The organism is Pseudomonas sp. P4795, assembly GCF_048822895.1.
In the GTDB taxonomy this organism is placed as follows: Bacteria; Pseudomonadota; Gammaproteobacteria; order Pseudomonadales; family Pseudomonadaceae; genus Aquipseudomonas.
The window spans coordinates 38,359-50,977 of sequence record NZ_JBMFBT010000002.1; the positions used below are offsets into that span (position 1 = coordinate 38,359).

Here is a 12,619-nt window from a genome sequence, read left to right on the forward strand (position 1 = left end):
TCACCAATGAGAACGGATGACGTCTTGAAATAATTAGTCGGCAGGCTGGATCGCCAACAGGGCCGGGGTGCGGCAGTGCGTCGCAGTTCTCAAATCGCACCGAACCGGAGCATTACTTCTCTTTCTCATTTGACAATCATTATCATTCAACATAATTTGTCGCTCGATGTGTAGGACGGCCGCCCCCGAGGCCTCCCACAAACCTATTGGCAGCAAGGTGATTTCCATGACGGAACAAGTATCCACAAGCAGGTGCGATTCACCGCTACTTCAGGCATTCGTCGACAATCGACTGATTCTGGTCAAGATCGCAGCGCGTATTACCGGCTGCCGCTCACGTGCCGAAGACGTGGTGCAGGATGCGTTTTTCCGGCTGCAATCGGCGCCGCCGATCACTTCGTCGATCAAGGCGCAATTGAGTTATCTGTTCCAGATCGTGCGCAACCTCGCCATCGATCACTACCGCAAACAGGCACTGGAGATGAAGTATTCCGGCCCTGAAGAGGAAGGCCTGAACGTGGTCATTCAAGGTGCGTCGCCGGAAACTTCGCACATCAACTTCTCGACCCTGGAACACATCGCCGACGCGCTCACCGAGCTGCCGAGCCGCACCCGTTACGCGTTCGAGATGTATCGCCTGCACGGTGTGCCGCAAAAAGACATCGCCAAGGAACTTGGCGTCTCGCCGACCCTGGTCAACTTCATGATCCGCGATGCGCTGGTGCACTGCCGCAAGGTGTCGGGCAGTCGTGGGGATGCGGTGGCGATGGGTCGTCGTTAAGACCGAATCGCCCGCAAAAAAAGCTCGCAGCCTTCGGCAGCTCCTACAAGGAACGCATTCCAATGTAGGAGCTGCCGAAGGCTGCGAGCTTTTGGTTTTAACGGTATTTCAACCCAACGTGCACCGATCAAAAAACCGCTCACGCCCGAGCATCATCAGCGCCGCGCGCTTATGCGGGAAGTCGAACTCTTTCTCGCAGTGGAAACACTGATTGTGCATGTGGCCGATCATCTTCGTGTTGTCCGCACGTGGTTCGGCGACTACACGTTGCGTACGCGGATCGTCCAGAAACAGATAATGCACCAACGCCGACAGCCAGCTCGCAACCTTGTGCGGGCCACGATGGCTCTCCTCCCCCACCAGCATGTGGATGCCACGGTCGTAATTGTCGGCATCGTAGAACGGCGCGATGCGATCTTCCTTGGCCCAATAGGCTTCGAAATAGGCAAACGGCTGATCGTCGAAACAGCCGATCAACGTCAGTGTGTGCGGGTCAGCCTCGAGCTTGCTCAGATACTCGCGATGCTTTTCGATGCTGCCTTCTTCCTGCCAGAAACTGGCGACGCGCGGACTGTTCTGCCAGCGGTTGAAGCGCGGCAGGTCTTCTTCGATCTCTACCGTGCGCAAGGAAATCCACGCACCAAGACGCGAATCGAAACGCCGATAAACCTCACCGCGCGGTTTGACCGGGCGCAAGGGATGGCGTTTGCCATTGCTGATGACCATCTGCTGCGGATAGCTGCCGGTCAACGAAGTGCCGAGCCATGGCTGGGGCAATTGCCAGAACAGCGTGCGCTCGCAACGGTATTCGCCAGCCACCTCCGTGCTCACCAGCAAGCCGCTGAGCAAGGCTTCAGTCGGCGGCTGATCGAGCTGCCAGACCAATTGCTGACGCGCCGGATCGCGGCTGAACAACCAATAACATGCCGCCCACAGCGCCTGGCCTGGCGGCAGTGCATAGCGTTCGTCAATCTGGATCGGCCCTTGCGCCTCACGATCAAGGCGCAGGCGGATCAACGGTTGCCCGTCCAGGCTCAGGCTCAGACGGCTCTCGGTGGCATCGGCTTGCAATTGACTACCCGATGGCAAGGCCAGGGCAGTCAGGTCATTCAGATTGGACATGGGTCGGGCTCACGATAATCGTCGACAGTTCAACGATGTGACGTGATCCGCAGGGCAAAATTTAGGCCGCCGGGGTAAATCCGTCCTTCAATTGCCGGGCACCGGCACCACGGCAATCTTGTACGGATCAAAAATCTTCAACATCTGGCCGTTGTCGCGCAGGCGTTTGAGCATCGCGCCAAACGCCTCGCCGGTGATCGGCGCGGCCGGACGCAGAATCGCGTAGTGGTGATAGATCTGATCGATGCGCTGCGACACCAGCAATTCGTCGCGCACCTTTTCGTTACGCAGCAGGTAATCGAACAGATATGAACGTGTCACCAGCGCAATGTCGGCGCGACCGCGCAGCACCATCAGCAGGTTGCTGTCGTGAGAATAGGTCAGCGTCGCGCTGTAGGTTTCGGCGAGGTATTTGGGGTCGGCCTTGAAGTTGGCGAACTCATAGTGATAACCGCTGTAAAGCGCCAGGCGTTTGCCCTTGAGGTCGGCGAAGTAGGCTTGCTGCCGACCAGGCTGGTTCTGCGCGACAAAGATTTCCGCGTCTTCCAGGCCCATATCGACGGTGGTGTGGGGAATGTCTTTCCAGCCCCACTCCGGGTTCTCGAAGATTGCCATGTCGGTGCGACCATCCTTGAAGTCACCGAAGCGGCGCGGAATAGAGGTTGGCACCAGCTCGAAACGATAGTCGCTCTGCAGGCCGTTCAACGCGGCGACCAGCTCCGGCAACAGACCGGTGTCGGCGCCGTTTTCCGGGCGAATGGTGTACGGCGGAAAATGCGCAGCGCCCACCCGGACAACTTGCGCCGCTGGAGCGGGCAGTACCCATATTGCAGCCAGCGCTGCGAGCATCAGCCCCGCGGCTGTCCGAATTGGCGAAGACTTCAAAACACCCCACTCCCCGAAAAAATACCGATCAATCTACTCAAGCTAGGCGGTTTCGCCCAGTTAGCCAGTTTCGCCGCACGATAGAAAGCGTCTAACGCTCCTCGAGTACCAGAATCAACGCCTCATCGGCCAGCTGATCGAGGCTCAAACTGCCGCCGGCTCGGAACCAGGTGGTGGTCCACGACAACGCCCCGGTTAGAAAGCGTCGGGTTACGAACACATCGCCACGGATGAACCCGGCGTCCTTGGCCTCGCCGAGCACTTGCAGCCACAGGTCCTCATAAATGTCGCGCAACGCCAGCACCTGGGCCTGACCTTCTTCGGACAGCGAACGCCATTCGTAGACCAGCACGGCCATGGCTTCGCCGCTGCCCCCCATGATCGACTGCAATTCACAGCGGATCAGCGCCAGCACCCGTTCGCGCACGCTGCCGGCGTCGGCCAGTGCCGCACGCATCAGCGCAGTGTTGTAGCGGATGGTTTCTTCCATCACCGCACGGAGGATTTCGTCCTTGCTTTTGAAGTGATGAAAAATGCTTCCCGACTGAATGCCCACGGCACCGGCCAGATCGCGCACGGTGGTGCGTTCATAGCCTTTGTTGCGGAACAGGTGGGCCGCGACTTGCAGCAATTTGCCGCGCGCGCTGTCCGGGTCGGTCAACTGGCCGGCGTCCACCAGTTCGCGCATTACCCGCAGGGCTTTTTGCTCGTCCACCCGTTCTCTCCTACAGTCGATCAGTCGGCAGCCGCCCGGAAACCACAGGCTGGCGCGGGCAATTTAAGCCGCCGGCCGCGACCAAGCAAGCGCTTGGGCAGAAGATAATTTCAGCTGTTTACAAACCAAGCGCTTGCTTGGTAGCCTCGTCGCACTTCAGTCGCAGGTTTCTGAGTCGGAGACAACAATGCCAACAACAATCCGCATCGGTTGTGCCAGCGCGTTCTGGGGCGACACCTCGACCGCCGCCGCGCAGTTGGTGGAAGGTGGGCAACTGGACTATCTGGTGTTCGACTACCTGGCCGAGATCACCATGTCGATCATGGCCGGCGCACGCCTGAAAGATCCGCAAGCCGGGTTCGCCAGTGATTTCATCGAAGTTCTCACGCCTCTGCTGCCGCAACTGGCAGAACAAAATATTCGCGTGATCAGCAATGCCGGCGGGGTGAATCCGCAAGCCTGCGCCGCCGCGTTGCAAGCGGCGTGCGACAAGGCCGGCGTCGCGCTGAAAATCGCCGTGCTGCTCGGTGATGACCTGCAACCGCAGTTCAACCAGCTGCAATCCCAAGGCATCACCGAAATGTTCAGCGGCGCACCGCTGCCGCCGATGTGCATCTCGACCAACGCCTATCTCGGCGCGCCGGGAATTGTCGAAGCACTGCGCCTGGGCGCCGACATCGTGATCACCGGGCGCGTGGTCGACAGCGCCGTGGTCAGCGCGGCACTGGTGCATGAGTTCGGCTGGTCGTGGCAGGACTACGACAAACTCGCGCAAGCAGCGCTGGCCGGGCACATCATTGAATGTGGCGCGCAGTGCACTGGCGGCAACTTCACCGATTGGCGCGATGTGCCGGACTACGAGCACATCGGTTTCCCGATCGTCGAAGTCAGCGCCGACGGCCAGTTCATCGTCAGCAAACCCGAAGGCTCCGGCGGACTGGTCACGCCGCTGACCGTTGGCGAACAGATGCTCTATGAAATCGGCGATCCGCAGGCCTATCTGCTGCCCGATGTGGTCTGCGATTTCAGTCAGGTCAAACTTCAGCAGCAAGGCAAAAATGCTGTGCAGGTGCACGGTGCCAAAGGCCTGCCACCCAGCAACAAATACAAGGTCAGTGCGACGTATCTCGACGGCTTCCGCTGCACCGCCAGTTGCCTGATTGCCGGCATCGATGCGGTAGACAAGGCGCGCCGCGTCAGTCAGGCGATCATCGACAAGACCGGCGAGATGTTCAGCCAGCGCGGCTGGGCGCCCTATACCGAAACGCACATCGAACTGCTCGGCAGTGAAGCCACTTACGGACCCCACGGCCAGCGCCGGGATAGCCGTGAAGTGGTGATCAAACTGGCGGTACGCCATTCAAACAAGCAGGCGCTGGTGCTGTTCTCGCGGGAAATCGCCCAGGCCGCTACCGGTATGGCGCCGGGGCTGACCGGCATCGTTGGTGGTCGGCCGACGGTGTATCCGCTGATTCGGCTGTTCTCGTTCCTGATCGACAAAAGCGCCTGCACATTGCACATCGACTTTGCCGGGCAGCGTCACTCCTGCACCCTTCCCGTTCTAACCACGCTGGACAGCGCCAACCTGCCGCTCCCCCACGACCCGCCCAAACCCGATGGCCGCGCCGACGCCAGTGTCGCGCTGGTCAAACTGGCGGTGGCGCGTTCCGGCGACAAGGGCAATCACAGCAACATCGGCCTGCTGCCACGGCGTCCGGAATACTTGCCGTGGATCGCCGAAGCGCTGACACCAGAGGTGATGGTCGAGTGGATGAGTCACGTCCTCGACCCGATTCACGGCCGCGTCGAACGCTGGTATCTGCCGGGGACGAACAGTCTGAACTTCCTGCTGGAAAACGCTCTCGGCGGCGGTGGCGTGGCGAGTTTGCGCATCGATCCGCAGGGCAAGGCATTCGCCCAGCAACTGCTGGAAATCCAGATCCCGGTGCCGCAGAGCATCGCCGAACAGCTCGATTAGAGGAATGTCGCCATGGCATACGAGTCGATTTTCCGGGCTGACCTGTTCAGCGGCCAGACCATCATCGTCACCGGGGGCGGCAGCGGCATCGGCCGATGCACCGCGCATGAACTGGCGGCACTCGGCGCCAGCGTGGTGTTGGTCGGACGCAAACCAGAAAAGCTGCAAAGCGTCGCCGCGGAAATTGCCGAGGACGGCGGCCTTGCGCATTGGAAGGCCTGCGATATCCGCGATGAAGAAGCAGTCAAGGCATTGATCCGCGAACTGATTGACGAACATGGGCCGATCCACGGACTGGTCAACAATGCCGGCGGCCAGTACCCGTCGCCACTGGCCTCGATCAATCAGAAAGGTTTTGAAACCGTGCTGCGAACCAATCTGGTCGGCGGGTTTCTGATGGCGCGGGAAGTGTTCAATCAGTCGATGAGCAAACACGGCGGCAGCATCGTCAACATGCTCGCCGACATGTGGGGCGGCATGCCCGGCATGGGCCACTCCGGTGCGGCGCGTTCGGGCATGGACAACTTCACCAAGACTGCCGCGTTCGAATGGGGTTACGCCGGGGTGCGAGTCAACGCAGTGGCGCCGGGCTGGATCGCTTCCAGCGGCATGGACACCTATGAAGGCGCGTTCAAAGCAGTGATCCCGACCTTGCGTGAACACGTGCCGTTGAAACGCATCGGCACCGAATCGGAAGTCAGTGCAGCGATTGTGTTTCTGCTCAGTCCGGCAGCGGCGTTCGTCAGTGGCAGCACGCTGCGCATCGATGGCGCGGCGAGTCTGGGCAGTCGCGCCTGGCCGTTGCACAAGGCGACCCACAGCGAATCGTTCAACGGTTTTCACCGCGCGTATTTGCCAGATGTGCTCAAGGACAAGGAATAAGTCATGCCGCAGATCCAGTCCGAACTCGACCCGCACAGCGAAAGCTTTGCGCGCAATCGCACGGCGATGCTCGCGGCCATCGAGCATGTGCAGCAACTCGAACAGAACCTGTTGAACAAAGCCGCCGAGGCTAAACCGAAATTCGACAAGCGCGGCCAATTGCTGCCGCGTGAGCGCCTGAATTTGTTGCTCGACCCCGGTTCGCCGTTCCTCGAACTGGCCAGCCTCGCCGGTTACAAATTGCACGACGACAAGGACGGCAGCTCAGCTGGAGGCGGTCTGATCGCCGGCATCGGTTATGTGTCCGGCGTGCGCGCGTTGGTGGTGGCGAACAACAGCGCAATCAAGGGCGGGACCATTTCGCCTTCTGGCCTGAAAAAATCCCTGCGCCTGCAACAGATCGCGCAAGACAACAAATTGCCGGTGATCACCCTCGCCGAAAGCGGCGGCGCCAACCTCAATTACGCGGCGGAGATTTTCGTCGAAGGCGCGCGCAGTTTCGCCAACCAGGCGCGGATGTCGGCCATGGGTCTGCCGCAGATCACCGTGGTGCATGGCTCGGCCACCGCTGGCGGCGCGTATCAGCCGGGGTTGTCGGATTACGTGGTGGTGGTGCGCGGCAAGGCCAAGCTGTTTCTGGCTGGCCCGCCATTGCTCAAAGCGGCGACCGGTGAAGTCGCGACTGACGAAGAACTGGGCGGCGCCGAGATGCATGCGCAAGTCGCCGGCACCGCCGAATACCTGGTCGAAAACGATGCCGATGGCGTGCGTCAGGTGCGCGAGATCGTCAGCCTGCTGAACTGGAACGAGCAACTGCCATGGCTGCCCGAGCCGCAATACAAAGAGCCGTTGTATCCCATCGACGAATTGCTCGGCCTGATCCCGGACGATGCGAAAAAGCCCTACGACGTGCGCGAGATCATTGCGCGCATTGCTGATGAATCGCGCTTCCTCGAGTTCAAGGGCGAGTTCGATCAGCAGACCATTTGCGGCCATCTGAAAATTCACGGCAGTGCTTGCGGCTTCATCGGCAACAACGGCCCGATCACGCCCAACGGCGCGAGCAAGGCCGCGCAGTTTATTCAGCTGTGCGATCAGAGCCAGACGCCGCTGCTGTTTTTCCACAACACCACAGGCTTCATGGTCGGCACCGAATCGGAACAAAACGGCGTGATCAAACACGGCTCGAAACTGATTCAAGCAGTGGCCAATGCGCGGGTGCCGAAACTGACGATTGTGGTCGGCGGTTCCTATGGCGCCGGCAACTATGCGATGTGCGGGCGCGGTCTCGATCCGCGCTTCATCTTCGCCTGGCCCAACAGCCGCACGGCGGTGATGGGCGGCGCCCAGGCGGGCAAGGTCCTGCGCATCGTCACCGAGGCCAAACAGCTCAAGGATGGTCTGGTGCCGGATCCGAAAATGCTCGACATGCTTGAGCAGGTCACCGCGCAGAAACTCGACAGCCAATCGACCGCGCTCTACGGCAGCGCCAACCTGTGGGATGACGGCCTGATCGATCCACGCGATACGCGCACCCTGCTCGGTTACCTGCTGGACATCTGTCACGAAGCCGACGTGCGCAATCTTCAGCCCAATAGCTTCGGCGTCAGCCGCTTCTAACGCCTCGATTTCAGGAGAACAATAAAAATGATCTTCACCCAGGAACACGAAGCACTGCGCCGCACTGTCCGCCAATTCGTCGAACACGAGATCAATCCGCACGTCGACGAATGGGAAAAGGCCGGGCGTTTTCCGATTCACGAGATCTTCCGCAAGGCTGGCGACCTCGGCCTGCTGGGAATTTCCAAACCGGAAAAATTCGGCGGCATGGGCCTCGATTACAGTTATTCGATTGTCGCCGCCGAAGAGTTCGGCACCATTCATTGCGGCGGCATTCCGATGTCGATCGGTGTGCAGACCGACATGTGCACCCCGGCCCTCGCCCGCTTCGGCTCCGATGAATTGCGCGAAGAATTTCTGCGGCCAGCGATCAGTGGCGAGCAGGTCGGGTGTATCGGCGTCTCGGAAGTCGGCGCCGGCTCCGATGTCGCCGGGCTCAAAACCACGGCGCGCAAGGACGGCGACGACTATGTGATCAACGGCAGCAAGATGTGGATCACCAACTCGCCGAGTGCCGATTTCATCTGCTTGCTGGCCAATACTTCGGACGACAAGCAGCACATCAACAAGTCGCTGATCATGGTGCCGATGACCACGCCGGGGATCAGCCTCAGTTCGCACCTGGACAAACTCGGTATGCGCAGTTCGGAAACCGCTCAGGTGTTTTTCGACAATGTGCGGGTGCCGCAGCGCAATCGCATCGGGCACGAAGGCGCGGGGTTCATGATGCAGATGCTGCAGTTTCAGGAAGAACGACTGTTCGGCGCGGCGAACATGATCAAGGGCCTGGAATACTGCGTCGACAGCACCATCGAATACTGCAAGGAACGCAAAACCTTCGGCAACGCGCTGATCGACAATCAGGTGATCCATTTCCGCCTGGCCGAACTGCAGACCGAAATCGAATGCCTGCGCGCTCTGGTGTATCAGGCCACCGAGCAATATGTGAAAGGCCAGGATGTGACTCGACTGGCGTCGATGGCCAAGCTCAAGGCCGGGCGGCTTGGCCGGGAAGTCAGTGACAGTTGCTTGCAATACTGGGGCGGCATGGGCTTCATGTGGGACAACCCGGTGGCCCGCGCTTATCGCGACGTGCGACTGGTGTCGATTGGCGGCGGCGCCGACGAAATCATGCTCGGGATCATCTGCAAACTGATGGGCATTCTGCCGGGGAAAAAGAAATGAGCGCCCTGCCCGATTGCCAGACGCTGTTACTTGAGGCCCATAACGGTGTGCTGCATGTAACCCTCAATCGCCCCGACAGCCGCAATGCGATGAGCCTGCAAATGGTTGCCGAATTGCGCGCGGTGCTGGCGGCGGTGCGTGATGATCGCAGCGTTCGCGCGTTGGTGATCAGTGGTGCCGGCGGGCATTTCTGCGCTGGCGGCGACATCAAGGACATGGCCAACGCGCGCTCGCAGGGCGCCGATGCTTACCGTCATTTGAACCGTGCGTTCGGTGCCTTGCTTGAAGAGGCACAGCATGCGCCGCAAGTGCTGATCACCGTGTTGCAAGGCGCGGTGCTCGGCGGTGGCTTCGGTCTGGCGTGTGTCAGCGATATCGCGATTGCCGATCATCAGGCGCAGTTCGGTTTGCCGGAAACCAGTCTTGGCTTGCTGCCGGCGCAAATTGCGCCGTTTGTGGTGCAACGCATCGGCCTGACTGAAACCCGCAGACTGGCGCTGACTGCCGCGCGATTCGACGGCACACAGGCCAGACGCATGGGCCTGGTGCATTTTGTCGAACATGATCCGCAGGCGCTGGCGCAGCGGCTGGACGAAGTGCTGGATCATGTTTTGTGTTGCGCGCCCGAGGCGAATGCCACGACCAAAAAACTGCTGCTCGCCAGCGCCGGGCAGCCCTCGAGTGCATTGCTCGATGAAGCGGCGCAGTGGTTCAGCGCTGCTGTGACAGGCGCCGAAGGAGTTGAGGGCACGATGGCCTTCGTGCAAAAGCGTAAACCACGGTGGGCCACCTGACCCCTGTGGGAGCGGGCTTGCCCGCGATGAGGCCGCCACTTTCACCGCAAATCTTCAGGAACCCCACCATGCCCGCCATCCACATAATCCTGATCGCCAACCGCGGGGAAATCGCCTGCCGCATCCAGCGCACCGCGCAAGCCCTGGGCTATCGCACCGTCGCCGTATTCAGCGACGCCGACGCCAACGCCCTGCATGTACAAATCGCCGATCAAGCCGTGAACATCGGCCCGGCGCCAGTGCAACAGTCGTACCTGAACATCCCGGCAATCCTCGACGCCGCCCGCCGCAGCGGCGCCAACGCGATCCATCCCGGCTACGGCTTCCTCTCGGAAAACGCCGAATTCGCCCGCGCCTGCGAGCAGGCCGGCCTGACCTTCATTGGCCCAAGTGTGGAAGCCATCGAACTGATGGGCAGCAAACGCCGCTCGAAAATTGCCATGCTCGCTGCCGGAGTGCCGTGCATCGCTGGCTATCAAGGCGCCGAGCAAGATGACGCAACGTTGCTGCGCGAAGCCGAGCGCATCGGTTATCCGCTGATGATCAAGGCCAGTGCTGGCGGCGGTGGTCGCGGCATGCGTCTGCTGCACAGCGGCGATGATCTGCCAGCGCAGTTGCGCACGGCGCGCTCGGAGGCATTGAACGGCTTCGGCAGCGATGAACTGATCCTCGAACAAGCGCTGATCGAACCGCGCCACGTCGAAGTGCAGCTGTTCGGCGATCAACACGGCAACCTGATTTACCTTGGCGAGCGCGACTGCTCGATCCAGCGCCGCCATCAGAAAGTCATCGAAGAAGCGCCCTGCCCGGTGCTGACCGCCGAGCTGCGTCAGGCGATGGGCCAAGCGGCGCTCAAGGCCGGGCGTGCGGTGAACTATGTCGGCGCCGGCACCGTGGAGTTTCTGCTCGATGCCCGTGGCCAATTCTACTTTCTGGAGATGAACACCCGCTTGCAAGTCGAGCATCCGGTGACCGAGTTGATCACCGGGCTGGATCTGGTGGCGTGGCAGTTGCTGGTCGCCGAAGGCCAGCCGCTGCCGCTGACCCAGGAGCAAGTACAGCTCAACGGACATGCCATGGAAGTGCGGCTGTACGCCGAAGATCCGGCGCAGGGATTTCTGCCGCAGACCGGGCGCGTCGAGGCGTGGCAACCGGCGCTGCATGCGGGCACGCGGATTGATCACGGCTTGCTCGAAGGTCAGAGCGTCAGCCCGTTCTACGACCCGATGCTCGGAAAACTGATCGCCCACGGCGCTACCCGCGAAGAGGCGCGCCGCAAATTGCTGCGTGCGGTGCAGGACAGCGTATTGCTGGGCGTGCAGACCAATCAGCGGCTGCTGGTCGAACTGTTGCAGCATCCGCAATTCATTGCTGGCGAATTCAGCACGGCGTTTATTGCGCAGCAGTTTGCCGATCACTCGTGTCTGCAAAAGCATGTTCCGAGTACCGAACAACTGGCCATCGCGGCGCTGCTGTTCTATCAATTCTCGGCGCAACGACATCGCGCGCCACTGGCCGGCTGGCGCAATAATGCCAGTGTGCCGCTGGATTACCGCCTCGGTCTGGAGGGGCAGGATTGGCATGTGCAATTGCGCACCACCCCGAATGGCAACTTTTCCGTACGGGTTGCTGAACATAGCTGCGCCGTGAAGCTTATTGAACACAGCGACCGCGCCGTAACCCTGGAGATCAACGGCCTGCGCCAACGCCACGCCTATCGACTCGAAGCCGACCAGCTCTGGCTGTTCACCCACCCCGGCAGCCTGCGCCTGGAGGATCGAACTCACGCGGTAATCGACAGTCAGACCAGCGTCAGTTCCGGCACCCTCAAGGCACCGATGGACGGCGCGATCATTGATGTGTTGGTCAGCGAAGGCAGCCCAGTCAGCAAAGGACAATTGCTGGTGGTGCTGGAAGCAATGAAAATGGAGCACCCGCTCAAGGCCGGCATCGACGGCGTGCTCAAGCGGGTGCAGGTGAAAGTCGGCGATCAGGTAAAAAATCGTCAGGTTCTGTTGCAGGTCGAGTGAGTCGCCGGGCGCATCCGCAAGGTTTGACTACGCTCTGAACATCAGAACGCGTAAATCAGGAACCCTGCGATGCCCCATTGGCTGGTCATAGATCTGGAAGCCACCACCGATGACGGTGGCTGGCCGGTTACAGAGATGGAAATCATCGAGATCGGTGCGACCCTGGTGGATCGCGCCGGCCGCGAGCAGGATCACTTCCAGCGTTTTGTGAAACCGACGCGGCGGCCGTTGCTGACGCCGTTCTGTCGTGAGCTGACGCACATCACTCAGGCAAATATCGACGCAGCACAGCCGTTGGAAGAGGTGTGGCCGGCGTTCGAGCGCTGGCTCGGCCAGCATCAGACCCGTCTTGAAGGCTGGGTCAGCTGGGGCGATTACGACCGCAAGCAATTACTTCAGGAATGGCAACGGCTGCAAATCGACAGCGCGCTGGGCCGCGTGCCGCACATGAACCTCAAACAGCGCTTTGCCAAGGCCCGGCGCCTCGAGCGTCCGCTGGGACTCAACGGCGCATTGCAACTGGCCGGCATGCAATTCAGCGGTCAGCAGCATCGCGCGCTGGAAGATGCGCGCAACACCGCGCGATTACTGCCGCTGGTCTTGCCACTTTAGACAGATGACGACGCC

10 protein-coding genes and 2 pseudogenes are annotated in these 12,619 nt (G+C 60.7%); 9 read left to right on the plus strand and 3 right to left on the minus strand.

What is annotated here, in order from left to right; translation table 11 throughout:
* The first annotated feature begins 226 nt into the window (after nucleotides 1-226).
* Nucleotides 227-781, plus strand: coding sequence for an RNA polymerase factor sigma-70 (locus tag ACOI8A_RS04400; RefSeq protein WP_420650520.1), 555 nt, complete (start codon nucleotides 227-229; stop codon nucleotides 779-781).
* 108 nt (nucleotides 782-889) lie between these two features.
* On the opposite strand, the gene ACOI8A_RS04405 is transcribed toward ACOI8A_RS04400, so the two are convergent.
* From ACOI8A_RS04405 to ACOI8A_RS04415, 3 genes are all read right to left on the minus strand, one after another.
* The gene (locus ACOI8A_RS04405; protein WP_420650519.1) at nucleotides 890-1,903 is read right to left on the minus strand and encodes a GNAT family N-acetyltransferase; all 1,014 of its coding nucleotides are present in this window, start codon (nucleotides 1,901-1,903) and stop codon (nucleotides 890-892) included.
* Nucleotides 1,904-1,990: 87 nt separating this feature from the next.
* Nucleotides 1,991-2,788, minus strand: a complete 798-nt coding sequence (locus tag ACOI8A_RS04410; RefSeq protein ID WP_420650518.1) for a substrate-binding periplasmic protein — start codon at nucleotides 2,786-2,788, stop codon at nucleotides 1,991-1,993.
* 91 nt (nucleotides 2,789-2,879) lie between these two features.
* Complete coding sequence (locus tag ACOI8A_RS04415; RefSeq protein ID WP_420650517.1) at nucleotides 2,880-3,503, minus strand: TetR/AcrR family transcriptional regulator; 624 nt, start codon at nucleotides 3,501-3,503, stop codon at nucleotides 2,880-2,882.
* 187 nt (nucleotides 3,504-3,690) lie between these two features.
* Here ACOI8A_RS04415 and ACOI8A_RS04420 point away from each other — a divergent pair, with 187 nt between their 5' ends.
* From ACOI8A_RS04420 to ACOI8A_RS04455, 8 genes and pseudogenes are all read left to right on the plus strand, one after another.
* On the plus strand, nucleotides 3,691-5,481 hold the full coding sequence (locus tag ACOI8A_RS04420; protein WP_420650516.1) for an acyclic terpene utilization AtuA family protein: 1,791 nt from the start codon (nucleotides 3,691-3,693) through the stop codon (nucleotides 5,479-5,481).
* Nucleotides 5,482-5,493: 12 nt separating this feature from the next.
* Nucleotides 5,494-6,363: an SDR family oxidoreductase gene (locus tag ACOI8A_RS04425; RefSeq protein WP_420650515.1), complete on the plus strand. Its 870-nt coding sequence runs from the start codon at nucleotides 5,494-5,496 to the stop codon at nucleotides 6,361-6,363.
* Nucleotides 6,364-6,366: 3 nt separating this feature from the next.
* Nucleotides 6,367-7,983 carry a geranyl-CoA carboxylase subunit beta gene (gene atuC, locus ACOI8A_RS04430; protein WP_420650514.1) on the plus strand — a complete coding sequence of 539 codons (1,617 nt, stop codon included), beginning with the start codon at nucleotides 6,367-6,369 and terminating at the stop codon, nucleotides 7,981-7,983.
* 27 nt (nucleotides 7,984-8,010) lie between these two features.
* On the plus strand, nucleotides 8,011-9,168 hold the full coding sequence (gene atuD / locus ACOI8A_RS04435) for a citronellyl-CoA dehydrogenase (RefSeq protein ID WP_420650513.1): 1,158 nt from the start codon (nucleotides 8,011-8,013) through the stop codon (nucleotides 9,166-9,168).
* Complete coding sequence (locus ACOI8A_RS04440; RefSeq protein WP_420650512.1) at nucleotides 9,165-9,962, plus strand: enoyl-CoA hydratase/isomerase family protein; 798 nt, start codon at nucleotides 9,165-9,167, stop codon at nucleotides 9,960-9,962. Before atuD ends, ACOI8A_RS04440 begins: the two co-directional genes overlap by 4 nt.
* 68 nt (nucleotides 9,963-10,030) lie before the next feature.
* Nucleotides 10,031-11,498, plus strand: a pseudogene (locus ACOI8A_RS04445) (acetyl-CoA carboxylase biotin carboxylase subunit); the annotation flags it as partial.
* Between the two features lie 134 nt (nucleotides 11,499-11,632).
* Nucleotides 11,633-11,992: pseudogene (locus tag ACOI8A_RS04450) on the plus strand (acetyl-CoA carboxylase biotin carboxyl carrier protein subunit); the annotation flags it as partial.
* 69 nt (nucleotides 11,993-12,061) lie between these two features.
* Nucleotides 12,062-12,604, plus strand: a complete 543-nt coding sequence (locus tag ACOI8A_RS04455) for an exonuclease domain-containing protein (RefSeq protein ID WP_420650511.1) — start codon at nucleotides 12,062-12,064, stop codon at nucleotides 12,602-12,604.
* Nucleotides 12,605-12,619 lie beyond the last annotated feature (15 nt).